Origin of the sequence: Flavisolibacter tropicus (genome assembly GCF_001644645.1) — a bacterium.
GTDB classification, from domain to species: domain Bacteria; phylum Bacteroidota; class Bacteroidia; order Chitinophagales; family Chitinophagaceae; genus Flavisolibacter; species Flavisolibacter tropicus.
This window is the reverse complement of the sequence record NZ_CP011390.1, coordinates 1,685,534-1,709,362: the sequence shown is the minus strand read 5'-3', so window position 1 is coordinate 1,709,362 and position 23,829 is coordinate 1,685,534. Positions and strand designations below refer to the sequence as shown.

The following is a 23,829-nucleotide window of genomic DNA, read 5'->3' as shown; positions in this document are numbered from 1 at the left end:
TCCGTCTTACTTTTGCCCACTTTAGAAGCTTATTGACCAGTCCCGGTGCCGTAAGACCGAGGTTTGGGAAAGGATAGAATCCAAAGGCTGCCCCTAGTGATATAGGACCTTTTTGTTCCTTTCTCCTTCTTCTCTCGCTACGCATTTTGGTTTAGTCATACGGCTAAAAATCCTAAGTAAATAAGTACATGAAGCTTTCACAATTTAAGTTTGACCTGCCGTTAAACCTTATTGCACAAAATCCAGCCAAGAAACGTGAAGACGCCCGCCTGATGGTGGTTCACAGAAAAACCGGGGAAATTGAAAACAAACACTTCCGTGACATCCTAGATTACTTTGATGACAAGGATACTTTTGTGGTAAACAATACAAAAGTATTTCCTGCCCGCATGTATGGCCGCAAGGAAAAGACTGGTGCCAAGATCGAGGTTTTCCTGCTTCGTGAATTAAATAAAGAACAACGCCTATGGGACGTAATAGTTGATCCCGCAAGAAAGATTCGTGTAGGTAATAAATTATATTTCGGTGATGATGAGGACTTAGTAGCAGAAGTAATTGATAATACCACATCTCGTGGCCGTACCATTAAATTTTTATTTGAAGGCGATGATGAAGGCTTCCGCCAGATCTTAGAAAAACATGGTGAAACTCCATTGCCTAAATACATCAAGCGCAAGCCCGATGAGGAAGATCGCGAGCGTTATCAAACTGTTTATGCTAAGCATGAAGGTGCAGTAGCTGCCCCAACCGCAGGGTTGCACTTTAGCCGCGAGTTGATCAAGCGTTGTGAGATCAAGGGTATCCGCTTTTCTGAAGTAACCTTACACACTGGGTTAGGTACTTTCCGTCCTATTGAAGTAGAAGATCTGAGCAAGCATAAAATGGATGCGGAATACTACCGTATAGAAGAACAAGCTTGTAAGATTGTAAACAAGGCGAAAGAAACCAATCACCGCATTTGCTCCATTGGTACTACTACCATGCGTGCGTTGGAATCTTCGTTTACTGCACAACGTTTATTAAAGCCTTCTGAAGGTTGGACCAATAACTTTATTCATCCACCTTATGATTTCAGCATTGCTGATTCATTAGTAACCAACTTCCACTTGCCTAAAACCAGCTTGCTGATCATGGCGTGTGCGTTTGCGGGTTATGACCTGATGATGGAAGCTTATCAAAAAGCGATCAAGGATAAATATCGTTTCTTCAGCTATGGCGATGCGATGTTAATCATCTAATTCGTAAAGTATAATTTTAAAAGGCCTTGATTTAATCCAGGCCTTTTTTATTGCTTTAACATTCTTAAAACAAGATGTTTTTTAGTTTAGTTGAAACTATCTTCTTATGAGAAAAGCATTGTTGTTGATATGCTTTTTAAAGATTTGTTGTACCCTTTCTGCACAAAGCAAAGCCGAAACCGCCTTAAACAAATACTACGAAAAACATCCGGTTGAAAAGGTCTTCATTCAGTATGATAATGAAAGCTATTTAGCTGGTGAGACTGTCCGGTTTAAATGCTATGTATTCAAAGGCTATCTTCCAACTGATTTATCTTCTAATTTATATATTGAGTTATACAACCAGGATAAGCAACTACTCGATAAATCTATGATACCATTATTCAATGGTATTGGCGAGGGTAGTTTCTTGTTAAATAATCAATTGCCAGAGGGGGTGTATTATATAAGAGCATATACGGCTTGGATGCTCAATTTTGATGAGAATTTCCCTTACCTACATACCTTCCTGGTTTATAATCCGCAATCCGAATATCAGCTTAAGGCTAAGCCTATCCGTTGGGCAGCGCAAGCTTTTGCTGAGTCTGGTCAGCTAATTGGCGGTGTAGAAAATAATATATCCATACGATTGTTTACTGAGAGTTTTTTGCCACCAAGCTGGGAAGGAGTGATAAAGGAGAAAGGGGATGCTTCAAAGATTATTTCAACCTTTTCTTCTTTTAATCAGGAAGTGGCCTCTACCAAGTTTGTTGCAGAGGAAAATAAAACCTACCAGGCAACAGTAACCGATAATTATGGCAATACCCGTACAATCCTGCTTCCTGCTGTTAGATCTTCCGGTGTTTTATTTAAAGCAAAGCAAGAGGGAGATACCGTAATTTGTAAGATACTGATTAAAGGTAGACAGACTACTGAAAAAAAGTATTTACTCTTGGGGCAAGTACAGCATAAGCTGATTTATAATACCACAATTGCTTTCAGGGATTCGTTGCTAGTTGTGAAATTGCCAACCGCAGGAATTGAAAATGGTCTACTTCATTTAACGCTATTTGATAGTAAGGAGGTGCCGCTGGTAGAAAGGCTTGTATTTGTTTATGCTAAACCCTTGGCAAAAGCTCAGCTTGTAGCTGATACCATTTCTTTTAAACCAAGAGCGCTTAACAGCTGGCAAATAAAAACAGATAGTACAAACAGTTATAGTTATGCAGCACTGGTGGCGGATATAAACCAGCCTGAGTCTAAAGAAAATTTGCTTAGCAGTCTTTGGTTAAGTAATGATATTACTTATAGGCCTTATCATCCTGCCTGGTACTTTAATGAGCTGAATGAGCACCATAAAGAAGCGCTTGATGCATTGTTAGTATCAGAAAGATGGCGTTGGTTTACGTGGGGAAATATAATGGATGGGCGTTTTCCTAACTCAGCTTATCAACGTGAACATTATCTTTCCTTTACTGGTACTGTCTTTAGATCAAGACGTTTATTATTAAATACGCCAGTGAATTTACTCTTTAGCTTTGGGGATTCTTCATTCGCCTACCATCAATTTCATACTGATAACTCTGGTTCCTTTCAAATAGATGGAGCCTTGCTTTTGGATTCAGCAAAAGTTTTTTACATGTTGAACTCAAACAAGTATAGTGCAAAATCGATACGAGTAGTATTTGAGTTAAACAATAAGTTTAAAAGGTTATTAGGTTCATTGCCGCAAAGTAATTATTTAGTAACAAGGCGAGCTACTGCAGCTATTGACCCATTAATGAGTAATAGGGCGCTGGCTTTAAAGAACCAATTGCTAGTGGAAAGCCGATACAAAAAGTTAGAAGAAATAGTGGTTAAGGCAAAAAGGCAATCCGTAACGGAGCAACTGAATAAACGATTGAGTTCAACCTTCTTTCAGACATCTAATGAAATTGTATTTGATTTTGAAAATGGGAAATATGTGATGTCGCCAGGAGCAGATATTCTGGCTTGGGTGCGCCAACATGTTGGTGGTCTTGCATTCACTGGTTATGATAAGACTCCTATGTATGTATATGTTGATGAAATGCTGGCTGGTAAAGATTTGCCCCTAGCAAATGAAGTGGCCATGATTAAAGTGTTTCGTAATGGTGAAGGCGCAATTTCTAATGGTAATGTTATCGCTATATATACCCGTAGTGGTGGCGGAAGTAATATGCTTAGTATGCCACATGCCATTCTGAAGGGGTATAAAACTCAAAAGCCTTTGGTGCCCTTTAATTACGCAGATGAAAGTTTTGGTATTATTAATGAAGACAGGCGAGAGCTATTGTATTGGGAAACCGTATTGCCTTCAAACAATGGGAAAGGGGTAATACATTTTTATAATAATGATGTAACAAAAACGTTCAGGGTTGTTGTAACTGGCTTTACAAATGCAGGCCAACCTGTTTACATGCAACAGGTACTACAAGCAAAGCAGTAGCTCCCAATCTTTAAAGGGCATAAGTAGTCATGTAATGAATGGACAGTTGTGTTTGCTGCTAATCTAAAACAGTTAGCTAAAGAATGGCAGCTTGAAATTGTGATCAAGTAAAATATTGCTTCTTCACCAAGTAGTTATTAACCAATTGGTATATCAATAAAATAAGAAAAGGGCTCTGCTAGGTGTAGGGCTTTTTTCTTTAACATTTTGGTTTGAGACTCTTTGATAATTTGGAGGTATAACTGCTATAATGAAACGATATTTTACTCTCCTATGTTTTATTTGTTTTTACCTATTTGGTATAGCTCAGAATAAAGCTGAAGAAGCATTGAAATACTTTCAAGACAACTATCCACTGGAGAAAGTCTTTATACAGTATAATAAGACAAGTTACATAGCAGGTGAGAAAATGTGGTTCAAAGGCTATGTGTTTTCCGAATACTCGCCATCAAGCCAGTCTACAAATCTTTATGTAGAGCTTTATAGTCAGCAGAAACAACTACTAGACCGATCCATTATACCATTGCTTAATGGCGCAGGGGAGGGAAGTTTTTCACTGAATAAACAATTAGATGAGGGCGTCTATTACATTCGGGCATATACCTCTTGGATGTTGAATTATGATGAAAACTTTCCGTATCTGCATCAACTTGTTATTTATAATCCTGAATCGGCCCAACAAGTGAAAGTAAAGCCTGTACGGTGGGATGCAAAGGCATTTGCTGAATCTGGTCAACTGATTGCTGCTATTGAAAATAAAGTGTCGATTCGTTTATTTTCTGAAACCTTTTTACCAACAAGCTGGAGTGGTGTGGTAAAAGAAAGAGATGATCCGTTTAAGATTGTTGCTCACTTCACTTCTTTCAATGAAGAGATCAGTGCCTTTGACTTTACTCCAGAAGCAGGTAAGGCCTATGTGGCTGTTATTAATGATAATTTGGGGCATGTAAAAACTATCTCCTTGCCAGATGTGAAACATTCAGGTATTTTGTTGAAAGTGCAGCAACAAGCTGATACCATGATCTGTAAAGTGGTTTTTAAGAATCAGCCTGCAAAAAATAGGTTCAAGTTAATTGGTCAAATGCAGAATCAATTAGTTTGCCAGGCTGGTATTACTAATCTTGACTCAATTGTAACAGTTAAGTTGCCAGCAAAGTTGCTGACAGATGGTATTATACATTTTACGCTATTCGATAATAACGATCAACCACTTACAGAACGACTATCTTTTTTTCATGTAGGTCAAATAAGGTTTCCAGAACTATCCTTAGACAGTTTGTCTTTTAATAAGCGAAGTCTTAATGTTTGGAAAATTGGTATTGATAGCGCTAGTTTTTATACCTATTCAATGTTTGTTGCGGATGACAATATTCCTACGTTTAAGGATAATCTACTTAGCAGTCTTTTACTTAGCAATGATATAACCATTCAGTCGGCGAAACCAGCCTGGTATTTTCCTGCCGATGATTCTTTAAAGAAAGGGGCTCTTGACGCCTTTTTGATTACGGAAAAATGGCGTTGGTTTACCTGGCAGAATATGTTGAATGGCAGGTTTCCCAGACGAGATTATAAAGAGGAACAGTATTTATCTTTTACGGGTACTGTATTTAATGGAAAGAAACTACAATTGAATAAAGACATTAATCTTTTGTTTCAGTTCAGGGATTCAAGTGTAATTTTTCAACAAGTATCAACTGACAGCACTGGTGCATTTCAAATAAACGGAGCTCTATTTGAAGATACCATCAAAGTGTTTTATAAAATCAACTCCAAGAAGGTATCTGCTCAGAATGTAAAGGTGCTGTTTGAACGGAATAATCAGTTTAAGCGACTAGTTGGTTCTTTGCCGGCAGGGCCGTATTACATGGCAGCACGTAAGCCAAATGACTCAGTATCTACTGCTTTACAGCGCAGTTTAGATGCTTATCAGACACAATTTCTTATAGACAATAAATACAAGAATTTGCAAGAGGTGGTTGTAAAAGCAAAGAGGAAGTCTGCTGTAGATCGACTAAATGATAGCCTTAGTACATTGCTTTTCCATAGTGCCAATGAAGTTGTTTATGATTTTGTCAATGAAGATCAACATGCATATGGGTATTCGAATATTATGGACTGGATTAGAATGCGTGTGCCGGGTGCATCAACCGGAGTTAATTATGCCCGTTCAGTTTATATTGATGAAATAAGCGTATCTCTTCATGAAGCCTATACGTTGCCGGTAAGTGATGTAGCTATGGTAAAAGTGTTTCGAAATTTTACCGGCCGTTTCGGTGAAGGGCAATCAATTGCTATTTATACGCGTCGCGGATACAGAAGTTATCCTGTAGGATTGCCGCAAGGATACCTTGTGGGTTATAAAAGCTTGGATAACTACACCCCATTTAATTATGGCGAAGATGGATTTGAGCAGGTGAAATATGATGCTCGTGAAGTTTTATATTGGAATACTTCAATGAGCAGTGAAAAAGGAAGCTCAAATGTGAGGTTCTATAATAATGATATTACAAAGTCTTACCGTATAGTGGTTATGGGATTTACCAATAATGGACTGCCAGTGTATATGGAAAAAGTTATTGTTCCGCGGTAGAATTATAAAGAATAACTATTTTGTATAAAGCGAGAAGCCATCCCTAAGGATGGCTTCTCGCTTTATGGTACTTTTTTATTGATTTATAAACCAAAAAGTCCTGAGTTCAGCAATTGTAAAGTTTGCTGTTTAAATGATGAAGGAACCAGTAGGGATACGTTGTGTGGGCTACCACCATAGCTAACCATTGTAACAGGAACTGTTTGAACACTGGTAAAGAGCTTTTGCAGTGTTTCATTGGATTTAGCCAGTTCATTTCCTACGACAGAAATAATGGTTTGGTCTTTTTCAATTTCTACTGTTCCCAGTACCTCCAGTTCTTTTATGATTTGAGGCAGTGCACTATTGTCGTCAATTGTTACCGATACTGCTACTTCGGATGTAGTGATCATATCGATTGAAGTACGGTGCTTTTCAAAGATCTCAAACACCTTGCGTAAGAAGCCATATGCCAGTAACATGCGACTACTTTTAATTTTAACAGCAGTAATGCCGTCCTTAGCAGCAACCGCTTTTACGCCTTGAGAGGCTGCTTGTTCACTAATTAGGGTGCCTTTAGCCTGAGGCTCCATAGTGTTTAACAGCTTAACAGGTATGTTGTATTGTTGTGCAGGCCAGATAGAAGCAGGGTGTAAGATCTTAGCGCCAAAGTACGCCAGCTCGGCTGCTTCATCGAAGCTTAGTTGCTCAATAGGAATGGTTTTATTTACAACGCGAGGGTCGTTGTTGTGCATACCACTGATATCTGTCCAGATCTCACAAACAGAAGCATTAATAGCAGCTGCAATTAATGAAGCACTGTAATCGCTACCACCACGTTTCAGGTTGTCAACTTCTCCTTTGGCATTGCGGCAGATAAAGCCTTGCGTTATAAAGAGTGGAGTAGAAGCATTCTGTTGTAAAATAGCCTGGATCTTTGTCTTGATCTGAGGAACTTGTGGCTCGTTATTGTTGTCAATAGACATGAAGTCTAGTGCTGGCAACAACATATGATTGATACCCTTTTGATTCAGGTATACTGAGAACAATTTAGTTGAAAGTAATTCTCCTTGCGCCAGTATGTCCTTGCTTAATGCTTCACTATAAGAGATCTTCAGAATGATGTTCAGGAACTCAAAATGCTCTTTTAAGATGTCTTTAGCTGCTGATAAAGCAGTTTCTGTGGTTGCTAACTCACTAACAAATTGCTGGTACTGGGCTTCCAGTGCATCAATCTTTTGTTTGGCTGTAGAGCGATCACCACTGGCTAACAAATTACCGATTTCTACCAGGCTATTGGTAGTGCCTGATACAGCACTCAATACCACGATCTTTGGTTCTGAATCAGCTGTGATCAGTTTGGCTACTTCCTGCATGCGCTGTGGCTTTCCTACTGAGGTGCCACCAAATTTCATTACTTTCATAAGACTAGTATTCCCTTATATAAAGGCTTCGAGGCGCAAATATAGTTTGTTCAAATACGGTTTAGGAATTATGTGATGGGAATTCTACATCAAAGCGTTGGGCCAGCGACTTAAGATCTTCTACTACAGGATGTAATAAGGGAATGCCTTGTTGAAGACGTACTTCTTCCATTTCTCGCTCTGGATCGCCGGGAATCAATACTTTATCCTGACCTTGAATTGTTCGAGACTGCCGGAAACGTTCAATCCATTGATCCATATGCCGTTTGAAGTCGTCGGCAGGGCGGAAAGCATCTACCCGCATGGCACCAAAAAAGTGGCCAATACCTTTTCCGGGCATATTAGTAGGCATTGGTACATAGGCCGGGAAAGGAGGAACCCAAGGTCCATAGTTAGCTCCACTGAGCACAGCAGAAAAGATATCTACGATGGCTCCCAAAGCATAGCCTTTATGGCTTCCTTGCTCTCTGTTGCCACCAAGCGGTAAAAGCGCACCACCATTTTTCAAGGCATGTGCATCGGTTGTTGCATCACCATTGGCATCTTGTATCCATCCAATAGGGGCCTCCAGGTTTTTACGCTGCAGGATTTCCAGCTTACCATTAGCGGCAGTGGTAGTGGCCATGTCGGCTACAAAAGCGGGCTGCTTGCCAGCTGGTATGGCAACACATATAGGATTAGTACCTAATAGTCTTTCTACTGAGAATGTGGGGGATACTAAAGGGCTGGCATTGGTCATGCAAATGCCAATCATATCTTCTTCCAAGGCCATCATTGCGTGAAAACCAGCAATTCCGAAGTGATTGCTGTTCTGAACACTTACCCAGCCAGTGCCTACCTGTTTTGCCTTATTGATGGCAATTTGCATGGCTTTAGGCGCCACCACCAGGCCCAGGCCGGAATCGCCGTCTACAGTGGCTGTAGACGGCGTTTGGTGGAGGATCTGCACATTGGGGGTAGCATTTACCCTTTTAACCTCCCAAAGGCGTACATAGCCACTTAAACGCGCTACACCATGAGAGTCGACACCCCTGAGATCGGCTGATAATAAAACTTTAGCTGCCAGTGCGGCGTCTTCAGGGGTACTGCCTAGTTTTTGGAATATTGCTTCTGTATACTGTAATAAATCTTTATATAGAAAAGTAATTGTAGCCATGGTCGCAAAGATAGTCGGAACCACGATTTGGGAAGATTAAGGGATTGGGGAGAGGAATGGAGGATTGCTGATTTTAGGATGTCTGATTGGAGTTGACAGGTTGATAATTTGATATGAAAACGAGTGCACGGTGTATTGATACTGTTCCAGGTGATGGGTTTTAGACTTGGTATTGAAACTATAATTTGTCTGCAGCTTGTTTCGCTTCCGTCAGGCTTTTATCCAATCCAAAGGCGCGTTGATAATCCAGTTTGGCTTCTGCTTTGTTTCCCATGGTTTCTTTAGTTTTTCCTAGCCAATAATAGGCGTCAGCAAAAGTGGGAGAGATAGTAGTAGCTAATTGAAAGGTTTTAAGCGCTTCTGTGTACTGCTTATTATTGTAATACAATTGCCCTTTTTCCATGTAAGCATCCAGGAAGTAATAGTCGTGCTGAATAGCGGCATTTAACTGCTTTAAGGCTTCTGCTTTATTTCCAATATTTACAAAATAAAGGCCCTTGAAGTAATAGGGTTCTGCATGCATGCCTTTAATATCGGCGGTAATCAACGAGTCTGACAAGTCAAGCACTTTACTATTCTTCGATTCCGCATAGGCAAAAGCTAGACTGTGTACTAACTCTGAGTCAAAAGGAGCCAGGTGGTAAGCTTGTTCCAAAGTTTTCAATGCTTCTGCATCCTGCTTCAAATCTTTCTGCAATTCGGCCTTTAATAAAAGAGCATCAATACTATTTGGGTGTTTTGTCAGTACCTGATCGCACTGTGTCAACGCTTTTTGAAAGTCACCTTTTTGTTGGTAGCCTCTAGCCAATCCTACCTCTAATGCCACGCTTTGTGGTAGTTTTTGCAAGGCCATTTGCAGGAAGTTAATGGCGCTGTCGCTGTGTTTATTTGCCAAAAGGGTAGTGAGACTTAAAGCGTGCTCTTCTGTTGGTGCCAGGCTCCAGGCCTTTTGCAGGTCTGATTGCGCATAATGAAGTTCGTTATTTTGAAAAAGTAAAGTGCCGCGCTTGTAATATAGCTCGGCGTCGTTGGGTGCCTGATTGATACTATCGGATAGCTTGTCGTAAGGCTCTTTTGTTAATAGTGGATCTGTGTTGCCGCTATTGGTGCATGCCGTTAAAACGGACAGAGTAGATAGTATTCCGACTAGATATCGCATGCGCAAATCTAAATAAAGGCTTATTGTGAACCATTATTTTTGCATTACGTTAATAACTGTCAATAAATTTTACATGAGAAGAACTGCTTGCCTTTTTGTTTCTGTGATGCTGCTGGTAACAGCTCATTCACAAGCCCCTGCTGATACCTTACATTATCCAGAGGAAACGCATTTTCGTAATCTTCAGCAATTAACCTTTGGTGGTGATAATGCAGAAGCTTATTGGAGCTATGATGGGAAAGCGCTTGTTTTTCAACGCACTTCTCGAAAAGATGGTTTGCCATGCGACCAGATATTCATTGGGCGTGTGCCAAAGGTGGGAGAGGCATTTCAATACAAAATGATCTCTTCTGGTAAAGGCCGCACTACCTGTGCGTTCATTACAAAGGACAATAAGCACGTAGTATATGCCTCTACCCATAAGGCTGGAGATGAGTGTCCTCCTACGCCCGATAGAGCTAAATATGGCAATAAATATATCTGGCCAATCTATAGCAGCTACGATATTTTCATTACCGATACAGGCGGAAAACAAACCAAACAGTTAACGAATACCCCAGGATATGATGCGGAAGCTACCTTGTCTGCCGACGGGCGTAAGATGATCTTTACTTCTACGCGAAATGGTGATCTTGATTTGTATGTAATGGATTTGAAAACAGGAAAGATCAAGCAGGTAACCAATACATTGGGCTATGATGGGGGTGCCTGGTTTAGTCCGGATGGGAAACAAATTATCTGGCGTGCAAGTAGGCCCAAGACGGAAGAGGAAGTAAAGGAATATAAAGACCTATTAAAGGAAGGTTTAGTAGCGCCTACTAAAATGGAAGTGTGGGTGGCCAATGCAGACGGTAGTGGGGCTAATCAAATCACCAACCTTGGGCAAGCCAATTGGGCACCAAATTTTACAAAGGATGGCCGAATAATATTCTGTAGTAATCACGAGTATAAAAGGGGCTTTCCGTTTAATATGTACCTCGTAAATAAAGATGGTAGTGGGTTAGAAAAGATTAGCCGGGACAAAGGATTTGATGCCTTTCCTATGTTTAGTCCAGACGGGAAGAAGATTGTATTTTGCAGCAACCGGAATAATGGCGGTACCCATGATACGAATATTTTTATTGCTGATTGGGTGAAATGATTGGGACGTGAGACGTGAAAAGTGAAATGTGAAAGAATGGCCGCTACTTCTTAATTGTTTATTACATGAGGTAAGATAACAATCTACAGGAGAAATGCGGATAAGTAAAGTTTGTATTACGCCATTGCTATTGTAGTTTTGGCGCATATCAAAAATCAACACGTGTATGTATACAGGCTTATTGCATTTGCATAGTTTCGGTCGGTGGATCGTTTTAATCTTATTGCTGGTTGCTATTTTCAAAAGTGCAACAGCTGGTAACAGACCTTTTGAAAAGAGTGATCGCACTGTAGGCCTGTTGTTGACCATTTTTGCTGACATTATGCTGTTGGTGGGAATAGCACTTTGGTTTATGGGTGCCTGGGGATATCAAAATATTTCTAACAGAGGTATGGGTGAGGTAATGGGTGACCCTGTTTCACGTTTCTTTGCCGTAGAACATACCATTGGTATGTTGGTAGCAATAGTCCTCCTTCATATTGGTAAGGCCCAAAGTAAAAAGAGTATTCCTGATAGTGCTAAGCATAAACGTACATTTATCTTTTATCTAATTGCCTTATTGATTGTATTGGCATCTATTCCTTGGCCAATACGTGAAATTGGTGCTGGTAGAGGATGGTTCTAACACCTCATTTTATAAAAAGAAAAGGTCAACTGTTACTGGTTGACCTTTTCTTTTTATAAATACGGTTCTTATTAAAGTGGGTTGAATTCGGTTGATTGCAGGCTCCAGTCATCTATCAACGGTCCACTTTCATCTATACGAACTACTTAACCTAAAAGAGAATTATACTATTGCTTTTACGGCAGAAATAAATTGCTGCATTTCCTTTAATGTACCTACAGTGGTGCGTGTCCATTGCCCCTGTTGTTCATATGTTCCTGCGGAAAGAATGTTTTTAGCCCGGAGTGCTTCCTGCCAATTGCCCTTGTAATTAGCTAAAGAATAGTAAATGAAATTGGTGTGTGAAGGAATTACTTTAATACCCAGGCTTTCCAATTCTTTTTGTGTATACATTCTTGCTTCTGTATTCTTTTCTTTGGAGCTGGCAACAAAGGATTTGTCGTCAAGTGAGGCTAAAGCCGCAGCCAGAGAAACAGCGCTAACGCCTGCATTAGCCCATGGCTGAAGGGCCGCTAGTTTATTAATAGTATCGGGGTGCGCAATAGCATAACCAATACGAGCCCCTGCCAGTCCATATATCTTAGAAAAGGTTTTTGCGATGATTATGTTTTTATTAGTACTGACCATGTTTACAAGGCTTGGCTCGTTGGTATAATCCAGATAAGCTTCATCTATAAGAACCAGGCTTTTTTTGCTGGCTTCTTCTGCAGCATCTCTAACGGCTGCGGTTGGCAATATGGTACCTGAAGGGTTGTTTGGGTTACAGATATAAAACAAGCGGGTGTTTTCATTTAGCTGGCTAACCATAGCCGACAGATCATTCATCTTTTCTTCCAAAAGTGGCACCTTGGTGACGGTGAGGCCCATTTTTTCTGCAACCGGTGCCCAAATAGAGAAGGTAGGTGCTGCTGTAATAGCATTTCCCTTATTTAACGCTGCCAGTAGTGTTGACAAACCCAGGATTTCAGAGGAGCCCGCACCCAATAATACATGCTCCGATGTTAAGCCATATAGTGTACCCAGTTTTTCCAGCAGCTTGGTAGTGACATCCCAAGGATACCGATTAGATTGAGTAATAGCATCAGCCATAGCCCTTCGTGCCATAGGAGAGGGGCCATAGGGATTTTCATTTGAGGTAAGTCGTATTGGGCCTTCAGCAAATCGTTGATTCGTAAAGTCTGAAGCGTAAACGTCAGCTTTGGTGAGTGCAGAGCCAATTGCCAATAAGGAGGTAAGCTTGAGTAAAGAACGGCGATGTATGGTGCTGGACATAACAACTGATTTTGTTAAAGCAATATTAACTTTTCAAAAAAAGGAATACAAGAGCCATTATGCTAGTGGGGTGTTTTTTTATGATGTATGGCTGAATGGGCCGTGTTCTTTGATCATAGATATAGGCTACGGAGTGATAAGGAAAATCACACATCTGCTTATGTCAATAGATATTGCTTTTATAATTGTGATCCACGTCTGCCTAGTTCAATAACTTCACAATCTTTTATGATTTTACCATCAATAGCAAAGCGAATAAGCGTTCTTACCTGGTGCCATCCTTGATTGCCAGCTGCTCCGGGATTCATATGCAGGCAATTGATATCGTCATCGTAAATAACCTTTAAAATATGGGAGTGCCCACTGATGAAGAGTTTCGCCTGGTTGTTAACCAAGTCTTGCTTTACTCCTGGAGCATAGCGGCCAGGATAACCGGCTATATGCTTCATGTAAACGGTTACCTCTTCACAGGACCAGACCAGTATTTCAGGATAAACACTTCGGATATCGCGACCATCAATGTTGCCAAAGACGCCTTTTAAGGGCTTAAAAGCTTGAAGTTCATCTGCTATTGCTTTAGTGCCGAAATCACCTGCATGCCAGATCTCGTCACAGGTTTCAAAATGTTTGAATACGGCGGGGTCTAAATAGTTGTGGGTATCTGAAATCAATCCAATTCGGGTCATAGCAGGTAGGGCTCTAGGTATAAAACTAATCTTAGAGGTGGTGTAAAGATAAGTAATTGGAAAAACGAGGTTTGAAAGCCATCTGCAGTTTATGGAGTAGTTCCTGTGCATTGGTTTCGCCATTTGCTACATTTAGCCCATTTGAAACTGTCTCGGAGAAAAGGAATTTCCCTCTTGGAATAAGCACTTGTCACTTTTTTATTAGCGCGGCGTTGGGCTCTTAATAGCCCGTTAAATGTTGCTTTTGCCATCGATGTTTTCAGCTTTAATAACCGCTTACATATCACTTGACAGGGATTAACAAAAAAAGTTGGCACGTTTTATTCAAGGTATTATACATTTGTAACTCATTACACATGATAGCATCAAATTCACACACTAAGCAGATTTTATTCCATTCCCACCTGGCTACAGGTGTGTATGAGGTGTGTTTTGATCTTTTCCGCTATTTATCGAGACGACGTGGATGCTGATAGGACGAACCGCTAACCAAGGTCCCTATCAGTGAAATATCTCCGGCTTGTATTTGTTCTATAAGATTGGTCATCTACTACTTACTTATTCAACAACTTTCTTTTACAACATCGTGGATAATCAGAAGATTATTATCAGAGTGGCAACACCTGCTGATAAAAAGTATTCAGTTTTGATAACTGACGAAATGGAAGCTTCAGCTAAAGCGCGCGGAACAGGAATCGCTAAACGCAGTCCTGAATACGTAGCCCTGAAAATGGAAGAGGGCAAGGCTGTAATAGCTGTTACTGAAGATGGTACCTGGGTAGGCTTTTGCTATATAGAAACCTGGGAAGGTGAATATGTAGCCAATTCTGGCTTGATCGTATCTCCTGCTTTCCGTAAAAGCGGCGTAGCTAAAGGAATAAAGCAGCGCATCTTCCAACTAAGCCGGGAGAAGTACCCTGATGCAAAAATCTTTGGTTTAACAACAGGACTGGCTGTAATGAAGATCAATAGTGATCTGGGTTATGAGCCGGTGACTTACTCTGAACTTACTCAGGACGAAAAGTTTTGGGCTGGCTGCAAAAGCTGTGTCAATTACGAAATTCTGATGAGCAAAGACCGTAAGAATTGCTTATGCACCGCCATGCTATTTGACCCTAAGGATCATTATGAACCAAAGGAAACAAAGGAGCATTTTGAAAAGAAAAGTAAGATCTATGAGCGCCTGCTGAAAATCAAGCAGAATAAGTTCCTGAAGCGCTTGACTAATATAGATCGCAGCTCCAACCGCAAGCTAAAAATATCAATGTTTAATCTGTTCCATTAATAAATCATCACAAACTAGAAATGAAGAAAGTCGTACTTGGTTTCAGTGGTGGCCTGGATACTACGTACTGCGCCACATACCTAAGCGAGGATAAAGGCTATGAAGTGCACAGTATTATTGTAAATACCGGTGGCTTCACTGAAGAAGAATTAAAAACCATAGAGCAACACGCCTATAAATTAGGGGTGAAAACGCATACGACAGTAAATGCCGTTCCTGCTTATTATGACCGCATCATTAAGTATTTGGTTTATGGGAATGTGTTAAAGAATAACACCTATCCATTAAGTGTAAGTGCTGAACGTCTTATTCAAGCACTGCACATTGCCGAACACGCACAAAAGCTAGAGGCTGATGCTGTAGCACACGGTAGTACAGGTGCTGGTAATGATCAAGTACGCTTTGATATGATCTTCCATGTAATGATTCCTAATGCGGAAATCATTACGCCTATACGCGATATGAAACTTAGCCGTGAAGAAGAGATTTCATACCTAAAGGCTAAGGGTGTGGAAATGAATTTTGATAAGGCGGTTTACTCAATTAATAAAGGTTTGTGGGGTACCAGTGTTGGAGGTAAAGAAACACTATCTTCTAAAGGTGTATTGCCTGAAGAAGCCTGGCCTACTCAATTAACTAAGACTACTCCTGAAGAAGTTAAGCTAAGTTTTGTAAAAGGAGAGTTGCAAAAGGTGAATGATAAGTCTTTCAATCATCCATCTGAATCTATTCAATATTTACAGAAGCTGGCAGGACCTTTTGCTATTGGCCGTGATATTCATATAGGTGATACGATCATTGGTATCAAAGGGCGTGTAGGTTTTGAAGCGGCTGCTCCTATGGTAATTTTAAAGGCCCACCATGCATTAGAAAAGCATGTGTTGACGAAATGGCAATTGAACTGGAAAGACCAGTTGGCGCAATTCTACGGCAACTGGCTGCATGAAGGGCAGATCCTTGACCCTGTAATGCGCGATATTGAAGCTTTCTTTGAAAGTGCCCAGCAACAAGTAACAGGTGATGTGTTTGTACAACTACAACCTTATCATTTCCAAGTTATCGGTATTGAGTCGCCTTATGACTTGATGAGCAGCAAATTTGGAAAGTATGGTGAAATGAATAACGGCTGGAGCGGAGAAGACGTACGTGGCTTTAGTAAGATCTTTGGTAATCAGACAGCCATTTTTCACCAAGTAAAAGATAGTGTAAAGTAAATGAAGCCTGTTTCCAAAAACAATTGTTTGCAACATTATACCTGGGGTGACAATTGTGACGGGTGGAACCTGGTGGCAGAAGATAGCCTTTCTGTAAAGCAGGAGCGAATGCCAGCAAAGACAGCAGAGGCAAAACATTATCATAACCAGGCGCAACAATTCTTTTATATTCTCAAAGGGATTGCTCAATTTGAAATTGAGGGTGACCATATTGATGTAGTTGCAGGCGAAGGCATTCATATTAAACCTGGCCAGCGTCATCGGATACTTAATAATACGGATGAAGAATTAGAGTTTCTTCTTTGCTCACAACCCTCAACCATAAATGACCGTATAAACTGTGATTAACATGAAGAAAGTAAACGTAGGAATTGTAGGAGGTGCTGGGTATACCGGTGGTGAGTTGTTGCGTATCCTCCTTCATCATCCACAAGTAAATATTTCATTTATACATAGCCGTAGCAATGCGGGTAAACCCATTGCGGCTATTCACCAGGATCTGATAGGAGAGTCTGATCTCACCTTTGCGGCAGAACTGAATAGTAATATTGATATTTTGTTTCTGTGTGCAGGACATGGCGAAGCGCGTAAGTTTTTAACAGAAAACAAAATTGGTCAGCAAGTAAAGATCATTGATCTCTCGCAAGACTTCCGTTTACAGTCTCATGCTACAATTGATGATCGAACATTTGTATATGGTTTGCCAGAATTGAACAAAGAGCAAATACGTAAAGCACAGAATATTGCAAATCCTGGATGTTTTGCCACTGCTATTCAATTAGGCTTATTGCCGTTGGCGAAAGCAGGATTGTTAGAGAACGAAATAAATACTACTGGTATTACTGGTTCTACTGGTGCAGGACAAAGTTTGTCGGCTACATCGCATTTCAGTTGGAGAGCCAATAACATTCAAGCCTATAAAACGCTAACGCACCAGCATTTAAAAGAGATCAATCAGTCGCTTACTCAATTTGGTGCGGAACAAATAGAGCTCAATTTTGTGCCTTGGAGAGGAGACTTTACACGAGGCATCTTTATCACTTCAACTATTACCTGCGATTGGAAGCTGGAGTCACTGGTTGACTTATATAAAGAGTTCTATGCTGATCATCCCTTTACAATTTTAAGTCAGCAAGAGATCTTTTTAAAACAAGTAGTAAATACCAATAAATGTGTCATCCAGCTAGAGAAAGTAGGAACTAAACTGGTGGTGCATTCAGCCATTGACAATTTATTAAAAGGCGCATCTGGACAAGCCGTGCAAAATATGAACCTGCAATTCGGATTAGATGAATGTGCAGGATTACACTTAAAACCCACAGGATTTTAAATCAATAGCCATGAACTTATTTGACGTTTACCCCCTTAATGACATTACTATAGTAAAGGCAGCAGGCTCTTATGTATGGGATGATAAGGGCACTCAGTATTTGGATATGTATGGTGGTCATGCTGTGATCTCCATTGGTCATACACATCCGCATTGGGTAAAACGAATAGAAGATCAATTACATCAAATAGCTTTTTACTCTAACTCTGTAAAAATCCCTATTCAGAAACAATTAGCTGAAACCTTAGGACGAGTAAGCGGAAAAGAAGATTACCAGTTGTTTCTGTGTAATAGTGGGGCTGAAGCAAATGAAAATGCACTTAAGCTAGCGTCTTTTCATACAGGCAGGAAAAAAGTAGTAGCGTTTAAAAAAGCCTTTCATGGTCGTACCTCATTGGCCGTTGCTGCAACTGATAATTTAAGTATTGTTGCACCGGTAAATGCTACTGAGAATATTACCTTCCTTCCATTCAACGATGTTGATGCTTTAAATGCCTATTTTGAAAGTGATGGTAAGGAAACTGCTGCTGTCATTATTGAAAGTATACAAGGCGTGGGTGGTATCAATGTAGCAAGTGCTGCCTTTTTACAAGCCATTCGCCAGTTATGTGATCAAAATGGAGCGTTACTTATAGCAGATGAAGTACAGTGTGGTTATGGACGTAGTGGAAAGTTCTTCTCTATTGATAATGCAGATATTCAAGCCGACATCTACAGTATGGCTAAAGGCATGGGTAATGGATTTCCAATTGGCGGTATTTTAATAGCTCCTCATATTCAACCCAAGCATGGAATGTTAGGTACTACGTTTGGTGGTAATCATTTAGCGTGTGCAGCAGCATTGGCTGTGTTAGAAGTGATGGAGCAGGAAAAGTTAATTGAGCAAGCTGCAACAGTAGGAAGCTACTTAGTGGAGCAATTGCAATCAATTGAAGGAATAAAAGATGTGCGTGGACAAGGCTTAATGATTGGTTTTAATACAGTTGAAGAACTGAATGACCTGCGTAAAGTATTGTTACGTGATTTTCAAATTTTCACTGGTGAAGCAAAACCTAATGTGATTCGGTTATTGCCAGCGCTTTCTTTAACAAAAGAACAGGTGGATGCATTCATTGCTGCAGTGAAAAAGGCAATACAACAGTTGCTATCAACTGTCCCTTCAAGTATTGCTAACACAGCAGGATAAATAATTAGATAGGCTTTTTTTCATTTTAAGATAAATAGAGTTAGTCGTTGAAACAGTTTCTTTCCGTTCATGATGTAAGTGACATAGATGCCTTGGTACAAAAGGCACTGGCCTACAAAGCAAATCCTTTTCAGGATAAAACCTTAGGTAGTAATAAGCGTATAGGTTGTTTGTTTTTGAACCCTAGTATGCGTACGCGCCTTAGTACACAGATTGCTGCTCAGAATCTGGGTATGGAAGCCATTGTTTTTAATGTTGGTGCTGAAGGCTGGGCATTGGAATTTGCCGACGGTGCTGTAATGAACGGAACATCAGTTGAGCATGTGAAAGATGCAGCTCCGATTATGGGAAACTATTTTGATGTACTAGCTATACGCACTTTCCCTTCATTAAAGAATCGTGAAGAGGATTATAGTGAAAACTATATAAAGCAGTTTGTAAAATATGCAGGTATTCCCGTAGTGAGTTTGGAAAGCGCTACCCTGCATCCGCTTCAAAGTCTTACAGATGTAATAACCATTACAGAAACCTTTAAGGAAAAACGTAAACCTAAGGTAGTTTTAACCTGGGCTCCCCACGTAAAGCCACTGCCGCAATGTGTAGCCAATAGTTTTGCACAATGGATGACGGCTTGGGGGAACGCGGACTTTGTTGTTACACATCCTGAAGGGTATGCGTTAGACGAGCAGTTTACAAAAGGTGCTACAATAACTACTGATCAGGATGCGGCATTAAAAGATGCTGATTATATCTATGTAAAGAACTGGAGTAGTTATGAGCAGTATGGTCAGATCCTTTGCAATGATCAAAGCTGGATGCTTACATCAGATAAACTGAAAACCACCAATAATGCTAAAGTGATGCATTGTCTTCCTGTGAGAAGAAATGTGGAATTAAGTGACGAGATATTGGATGGGCCTAACAGTATAATTACGCAGGAAGCTTCAAACCGTGTTTGGGCAGCTCAGGCTGTTTTAGCATCAATACTACATGGATAAGTTATATGTCATAAAAATTGGCGGTAATGTTATCGACGATGATAACAAATTGTCTGCATTTCTATTACAATTTGCAGCCATTAAAGGCAAAAAAATTCTGGTGCATGGCGGTGGAAAATTGGCAACCCGACTTGCCGCCGAATTGAATATCCCTCAACAAATGATCGATGGCCGTCGTATAACTGATAGCGAAACGCTAAAGGTGGTTACCATGGTATACGCCGGATATATCAATAAAAATATTGTAGCGCAGTTACAGGCTGCCAATTGCAATGCAGTAGGTGTTTGTGGTGCAGACGGTAATGCTATCCTGGCGCATAAACGTACAGGTGCAGCTACCGATTATGGCTTTGTAGGTGATATAGATAGCGTAGATGCTTCTTTCTTTCAAAATATTCTGCAACAACAGGATTGCGTAGTGCTAGCGCCGATAACACATGATGGTAAGGGACAGTTGCTCAATACAAATGCTGATACCATTGCACAAGAAACCGCAAAAGCGTTAAGTAGTTTATATAATGTAGAGTTGATCTACTCTTTTGAAAAAGCAGGTGTATTACTGGACGCTAATGATGACGCTACCGTTATCAAAGAGATCAATCCAACTACTTACAAACAGCTGAAAGAACAGCAAGTCATTTTTGCAGGTATGTTGCCCAAATTGGATAATGCCTTTGCAGCGTTACATAGTGGTGTGAAAAAAGTGATTATTGGTAAAGCTGAAGTATTGCAGCAATTGATTACTGGAGAATCCGGAACATCTATCATTCATGACTAATTCTTTAGAAAAACTACAACAAGAGGCCATCGCTCTTTTGCAAGAGTTGATTGCCATTCCTTCATTTAGTAAAGAAGAATGGGAAACGGCTAGCGTTATTAGTCGGTTTCTGGCTATGAAAGGAATGACATCGACAAGAGTAGGTAATAACGTTTTTGTCAAAAACCTACATTTCGATGCAAATAAGCCTACAATTCTCTTAAACTCTCATCACGATACGGTAAAACCGAATGTTCAATATAGTCGTAATCCTTTTGCGGCAACAATTGAGGATGGCAAATTGTATGGGCTAGGGAGTAATGATGCGGGCGGGTGCCTTGTATCCTTGTTGGCTACATTTCTCCATTTTTATGAACTGCCTGATTTAAAATATAACCTCTTATTTGCGGCTACTGCAGAAGAAGAAATTTCCGGAACTGGCGGTGTTGAAGAAGTGTTGAAATATCTACCTTCTATTGATTTTGCCATTGTAGGGGAGCCTACTCTAATGCAAATGGCTGTAGCAGAAAGAGGCTTGATGGTTATTGATGGTATCGCCAAAGGAAAGGCCGGGCATGCAGCGCGAAATGAGGGCGAGAACGCGATTTATAAGGCGATGATGGACATAGAGTGGATCTATTGTTATGCGTTTGGAAAAGTGTCCGAACTGCTAGGGCCAACCAAAATGAGCGTTACGGTTATTGAAACGGAAAATAAAGCGCATAATGTAGTACCTGCCCAGTGTCGTTTTGTAATAGATGTTCGCGTAAACGAATTATATACTTTTGAAGAAGTTGTGGATATCATTAAATCAAATACGCAAAGCGAAATGATGCCGAGAAGCACCCGCCTGCGTTCATCTATGATTCCATTAGATCATCCTTTGGTAAAAGCAGGCTCATCATTAGGTCGTAGTTATTATGGATCACCAACAACTTCCGATAAAGCCCTCATGCCATTCCCCGCTTTAAAAATGGGACCGGGAGATTCGGCACGGAGTCACTCCGCCGATGAGTTTATTTATGTTAACGAGATCAATGAAGGCATTGAACTATATATTCAGCTATTAAATAAAGTAGTGCTATGAAGCTTTGGCAAAAAGAGAATACCTCTGTTTCAAAATTGATTGAATCCTTTACAGTTGGAAGAGACAAAGAGTTTGATCAATTGTTGGCTCAATACGATGTGCAAGGTTCTATTGCCCATGTGACCATGTTAGGTGAAGTTGGGTTGATGACCCAGGACGAAGCGGCTACAGCTGTTCTGGCATTAAAAGCAATTGCTGAAGAGATCCATCAAGGAACTTTTAGTATTCAGCCAGATGTTGAAGACGTACATTCTCAAGTAGAATTGTTACTGACAGAACGTATAGGTGATATTGGAAAAAAGATTCATAGCGGTCGTAGTCGTAACGATCAGGTAGCAGTAGATATTAAGCTGTATTTACGTCAAGAAATACTAAATGTAAAAGATGCAGTTCAGGAGTTATTTAATCTGCTGATCACACAAAGCGAAAAGTATAAGGATCATTTACTTCCCGGCTATACGCATTTACAAATTGCCATGCCTTCCTCTTTTGGTTTATGGTTTGGCGCTTATGCAGAAAGTCTTGTGGATGATCTGGAATTAGCCGCTGCCGCTTATGCTGTGGCTAATAAAAACCCTTTGGGAAGTGGAGCAGGTTATGGGTCATCGTTTCCGCTGAATAGAACACGCACTACTGAATTGCTTCAGTTTGGTTCCTTGAATCATAACTCTGTGTATGCACAAATGACCAGGGGTAAAACAGAGAAGATCACCGCTTTTGCCTTCAGCTCCATTGCTGCAACCTTAAGTAAGTTGGCAATGGACTGCTGCATTTACATGAACCAGAACTTTGGTTTTATTTCTTTCCCTAATGAATTGACTACAGGAAGCAGCATTATGCCGCACAAGAAGAATCCTGATGTGTTTGAGTTGATTCGTGCCAAGTGTAATAGAATTCAGTCAATCCCAAATGAGCTTACATTATTGCTGAATAATTTGCCCTCTGGTTATCACCGTGATCTTCAACTTACAAAGGAGATCTTATTTCCAGCGATTGAAGAATTAAAGGCCTGCTTGCAGCTAATGGGTGTAATGTTGGAACAAGTTCAGGTAAAAGAGAACCTTCTGGCTGATGAGAAATATAAGTACCTCTTTAGTGTAGAAGCGGTGAATGAGCTGGTGAATAAGGGCATTCCTTTCAGACAAGCCTACCAAGAAGTGGGAAATCAAATTGAAAAAGGTGTTTTCCAATTTGATTTTAGCAAAGGCTTGGCACATACGCATGAAGGAAGTATTGGCAACTTAGGCAATGATGCTATACGCAAGGCGTTTAACCAAGTCGTAAAGAAGTTTTAGCTCATCATTGACTGGTTGTCCCGTTGAGCTGCCCGACCGTAGGTGGCTCATAGACAAAGCGTACAACAGCACTTTTAGCTTCAGTAGAGGAAAGGAATAATCGGTACCGCTTTTCTCCTGCTGTTATGATAAGCAAAGCTGTATTTGGAGGGATGCTACCAAGGTTTTCAGCGATCATTTCTATCTCCTGGAAGGGGTTGTCAATATCAATACGAACATAGGTGGTTATTGGCTGACCTGTTAATCGTTGATGAGATAATACTACTTTGCCATTCACCAATACAGTAATCGAATCGCCATCCACTTGCCCATTATCATAAAAATCTAACCGCAGTGTACCGGTATCTACTTTCACTTCAGGTATACTGGTAAAGGCCGATTCTTTAATGCGGCTTAGCACAATTGTACCAGGGAGGCAGTCGCTAGGAGAGTCTAAAATCCTGCCTGTCCACCCTCCATCTAACGTTTCCACGTTTCCTTCTTTGCTATAGGTTAGAACAAAGTTTTTAATGCAGATTACGCAATGCTGAGGTATCTTATAGGTTGTTACAATCTCCTCTTGTACGGTTATCTTTTTGGTGTTTGGGTCATATGTACCCCGACATCTTTTTTTTATGTAGTTATTTATATCCATATACTGGTAGCAATCCCCAGTAACAGAAGTGCCAGATATGGTTAATTGCAGTTCAATATGATTAATAGGAAAACACCCCCCGGTCATCGTTAGCGTACCTTTCCAAAACCCAGAAATATCCTGCGTATACCCATTGATAAAAATGGCGCATAGGAAAAGGAGGATGGCCAGGTGTTTTTTCACAACAATAAATTATGAAGTAATTCGTACTCCATTTGTTAGATTGCTGTGAAAAAATCATTCCACATGTTGAGCCTAAAATCAACTGAAAGTGATTACTCTTTTACTGATGAGTTTTAAAAATATTGCTGAGTTTAAAGCAAAAAA

The 23,829-nt window shown here is 40.4% G+C and carries 20 protein-coding genes; 14 read left to right on the top strand and 6 right to left on the bottom strand.

Features of this window, described 5'->3' with window-relative positions; all coding sequences use genetic code 11:
* The first annotated feature begins 188 nt into the window (after positions 1-188).
* From queA to SY85_RS07150, 3 genes are all read left to right on the top strand, one after another.
* Positions 189-1,238: a tRNA preQ1(34) S-adenosylmethionine ribosyltransferase-isomerase QueA gene (queA, locus tag SY85_RS07160; RefSeq protein ID WP_066402925.1), complete on the top strand. Its 1,050-nt coding sequence runs from the start codon at positions 189-191 to the stop codon at positions 1,236-1,238.
* Between the two features lie 106 nt (positions 1,239-1,344).
* Positions 1,345-3,684, top strand: coding sequence for a hypothetical protein (locus tag SY85_RS07155; RefSeq protein ID WP_066402924.1), 2,340 nt, complete (start codon positions 1,345-1,347; stop codon positions 3,682-3,684).
* A gap of 250 nt (positions 3,685-3,934) precedes the next feature.
* Positions 3,935-6,274 carry a hypothetical protein gene (locus tag SY85_RS07150; RefSeq protein ID WP_066402923.1) on the top strand — a complete coding sequence of 780 codons (2,340 nt, stop codon included), beginning with the start codon at positions 3,935-3,937 and terminating at the stop codon, positions 6,272-6,274.
* An 83-nt stretch (positions 6,275-6,357) separates the two neighbouring features.
* Here the strand turns inward: SY85_RS07150 and SY85_RS07145 are convergent, their stop codons facing one another.
* The 3 genes from SY85_RS07145 to SY85_RS07135 form a co-directional block, all read right to left on the bottom strand.
* The gene (locus SY85_RS07145) at positions 6,358-7,677 is read right to left on the bottom strand and encodes an aspartate kinase (protein ID WP_066402922.1); all 1,320 of its coding nucleotides are present in this window, start codon (positions 7,675-7,677) and stop codon (positions 6,358-6,360) included.
* Positions 7,678-7,738: 61 nt separating this feature from the next.
* Positions 7,739-8,833, bottom strand: a complete 1,095-nt coding sequence (locus SY85_RS07140; RefSeq protein WP_066402920.1) for an Ldh family oxidoreductase — start codon at positions 8,831-8,833, stop codon at positions 7,739-7,741.
* Positions 8,834-9,011: 178 nt separating this feature from the next.
* Entirely contained in the window at positions 9,012-9,992 is a 981-nt protein-coding gene (locus SY85_RS07135; RefSeq protein WP_066402914.1) for a tetratricopeptide repeat protein, read from the bottom strand.
* Between the two features lie 73 nt (positions 9,993-10,065).
* On the opposite strand from SY85_RS07135, the gene SY85_RS07130 reads away from it, so the two are divergent.
* Positions 10,066-11,133, top strand: a complete 1,068-nt coding sequence (locus SY85_RS07130; protein ID WP_066402913.1) for a TolB family protein — start codon at positions 10,066-10,068, stop codon at positions 11,131-11,133.
* 166 nt (positions 11,134-11,299) lie between these two features.
* On the top strand, positions 11,300-11,758 hold the full coding sequence (locus tag SY85_RS07125) for a hypothetical protein (RefSeq protein ID WP_066402912.1): 459 nt from the start codon (positions 11,300-11,302) through the stop codon (positions 11,756-11,758).
* A gap of 162 nt (positions 11,759-11,920) precedes the next feature.
* Here the strand turns inward: SY85_RS07125 and SY85_RS07120 are convergent, their stop codons facing one another.
* Both SY85_RS07120 and SY85_RS07115 read right to left on the bottom strand, forming a co-directional pair.
* Positions 11,921-13,030 (bottom strand): pyridoxal phosphate-dependent aminotransferase, encoded by a 1,110-nt coding sequence (locus SY85_RS07120; protein ID WP_066402911.1) that lies wholly within the window; start codon positions 13,028-13,030, stop codon positions 11,921-11,923.
* A gap of 179 nt (positions 13,031-13,209) precedes the next feature.
* On the bottom strand, positions 13,210-13,716 hold the full coding sequence (locus SY85_RS07115; protein WP_066402910.1) for a metallophosphoesterase family protein: 507 nt from the start codon (positions 13,714-13,716) through the stop codon (positions 13,210-13,212).
* Positions 13,717-14,236: 520 nt separating this feature from the next.
* Here SY85_RS07115 and SY85_RS07110 point away from each other — a divergent pair.
* From SY85_RS07110 to argH, 9 genes are read left to right on the top strand one after another with little or no spacing between them, the layout of a single operon-like run.
* Positions 14,237-15,001 (top strand): GNAT family N-acetyltransferase, encoded by a 765-nt coding sequence (locus SY85_RS07110; protein WP_226999035.1) that lies wholly within the window; start codon positions 14,237-14,239, stop codon positions 14,999-15,001.
* A 20-nt stretch (positions 15,002-15,021) separates the two neighbouring features.
* On the top strand, positions 15,022-16,215 hold the full coding sequence (locus SY85_RS07105; RefSeq protein ID WP_066402905.1) for an argininosuccinate synthase: 1,194 nt from the start codon (positions 15,022-15,024) through the stop codon (positions 16,213-16,215).
* The gene (locus tag SY85_RS07100) at positions 16,216-16,563 is read left to right on the top strand and encodes a cupin domain-containing protein (RefSeq protein WP_066402898.1); all 348 of its coding nucleotides are present in this window, start codon (positions 16,216-16,218) and stop codon (positions 16,561-16,563) included.
* 1 nt (position 16,564) lies between these two features.
* Positions 16,565-17,545 carry an N-acetyl-gamma-glutamyl-phosphate reductase gene (gene argC, locus SY85_RS07095; protein ID WP_066402897.1) on the top strand — a complete coding sequence of 327 codons (981 nt, stop codon included), beginning with the start codon at positions 16,565-16,567 and terminating at the stop codon, positions 17,543-17,545.
* A 10-nt stretch (positions 17,546-17,555) separates the two neighbouring features.
* Positions 17,556-18,731 carry an aspartate aminotransferase family protein gene (locus SY85_RS07090; protein ID WP_066402895.1) on the top strand — a complete coding sequence of 392 codons (1,176 nt, stop codon included), beginning with the start codon at positions 17,556-17,558 and terminating at the stop codon, positions 18,729-18,731.
* 47 nt (positions 18,732-18,778) lie between these two features.
* The gene (locus SY85_RS07085; protein WP_066402893.1) at positions 18,779-19,729 is read left to right on the top strand and encodes an N-acetylornithine carbamoyltransferase; all 951 of its coding nucleotides are present in this window, start codon (positions 18,779-18,781) and stop codon (positions 19,727-19,729) included.
* Positions 19,722-20,507, top strand: coding sequence for an acetylglutamate kinase (gene argB, locus SY85_RS07080; protein ID WP_066402890.1), 786 nt, complete (start codon positions 19,722-19,724; stop codon positions 20,505-20,507). Before SY85_RS07085 ends, argB begins: the two co-directional genes overlap by 8 nt.
* Positions 20,500-21,573: a M20 family metallo-hydrolase gene (locus tag SY85_RS07075; protein ID WP_066402888.1), complete on the top strand. Its 1,074-nt coding sequence runs from the start codon at positions 20,500-20,502 to the stop codon at positions 21,571-21,573. The genes argB and SY85_RS07075 overlap by 8 nt, the downstream gene beginning before the upstream one ends.
* Positions 21,570-22,868 (top strand): argininosuccinate lyase, encoded by a 1,299-nt coding sequence (argH, locus tag SY85_RS07070; protein ID WP_066402885.1) that lies wholly within the window; start codon positions 21,570-21,572, stop codon positions 22,866-22,868. Before SY85_RS07075 ends, argH begins: the two co-directional genes overlap by 4 nt.
* Before the next feature lie 4 nt (positions 22,869-22,872).
* Here argH and SY85_RS07065 read toward each other — a convergent pair whose 3' ends face one another.
* Positions 22,873-23,685, bottom strand: a complete 813-nt coding sequence (locus tag SY85_RS07065; RefSeq protein WP_066402883.1) for a hypothetical protein — start codon at positions 23,683-23,685, stop codon at positions 22,873-22,875.
* Between the last annotated feature and the right edge of the window lie 144 nt (positions 23,686-23,829).

Bases quoted from the DNA above. Each gene is read 5' to 3' on its own strand.
- queA (WP_066402925.1), top strand. From the start codon at position 189: ATGAAGCTTTCACAATTTAAGTTTGACCTGCCGTTAAACCTTATTGCA.
- SY85_RS07155 (WP_066402924.1), top strand. From the start codon at position 1,345: ATGAGAAAAGCATTGTTGTTGATATGCTTTTTAAAGATTTGTTGTACC.
- SY85_RS07150 (WP_066402923.1), top strand. From the start codon at position 3,935: ATGAAACGATATTTTACTCTCCTATGTTTTATTTGTTTTTACCTATTT.
- SY85_RS07145 (WP_066402922.1), bottom strand. From the start codon at position 7,677: ATGAAAGTAATGAAATTTGGTGGCACCTCAGTAGGAAAGCCACAGCGC.
- SY85_RS07140 (WP_066402920.1), bottom strand. From the start codon at position 8,833: ATGGCTACAATTACTTTTCTATATAAAGATTTATTACAGTATACAGAA.
- SY85_RS07135 (WP_066402914.1), bottom strand. From the start codon at position 9,992: ATGCGATATCTAGTCGGAATACTATCTACTCTGTCCGTTTTAACGGCA.
- SY85_RS07130 (WP_066402913.1), top strand. From the start codon at position 10,066: ATGAGAAGAACTGCTTGCCTTTTTGTTTCTGTGATGCTGCTGGTAACA.
- SY85_RS07125 (WP_066402912.1), top strand. From the start codon at position 11,300: ATGTATACAGGCTTATTGCATTTGCATAGTTTCGGTCGGTGGATCGTT.
- SY85_RS07120 (WP_066402911.1), bottom strand. From the start codon at position 13,030: ATGTCCAGCACCATACATCGCCGTTCTTTACTCAAGCTTACCTCCTTA.
- SY85_RS07115 (WP_066402910.1), bottom strand. From the start codon at position 13,716: ATGACCCGAATTGGATTGATTTCAGATACCCACAACTATTTAGACCCC.
- SY85_RS07105 (WP_066402905.1), top strand. From the start codon at position 15,022: ATGAAGAAAGTCGTACTTGGTTTCAGTGGTGGCCTGGATACTACGTAC.
- SY85_RS07100 (WP_066402898.1), top strand. From the start codon at position 16,216: ATGAAGCCTGTTTCCAAAAACAATTGTTTGCAACATTATACCTGGGGT.
- argC (WP_066402897.1), top strand. From the start codon at position 16,565: ATGAAGAAAGTAAACGTAGGAATTGTAGGAGGTGCTGGGTATACCGGT.
- SY85_RS07090 (WP_066402895.1), top strand. From the start codon at position 17,556: ATGAACTTATTTGACGTTTACCCCCTTAATGACATTACTATAGTAAAG.
- argB (WP_066402890.1), top strand. From the start codon at position 19,722: ATGGATAAGTTATATGTCATAAAAATTGGCGGTAATGTTATCGACGAT.
- SY85_RS07075 (WP_066402888.1), top strand. From the start codon at position 20,500: ATGACTAATTCTTTAGAAAAACTACAACAAGAGGCCATCGCTCTTTTG.
- argH (WP_066402885.1), top strand. From the start codon at position 21,570: ATGAAGCTTTGGCAAAAAGAGAATACCTCTGTTTCAAAATTGATTGAA.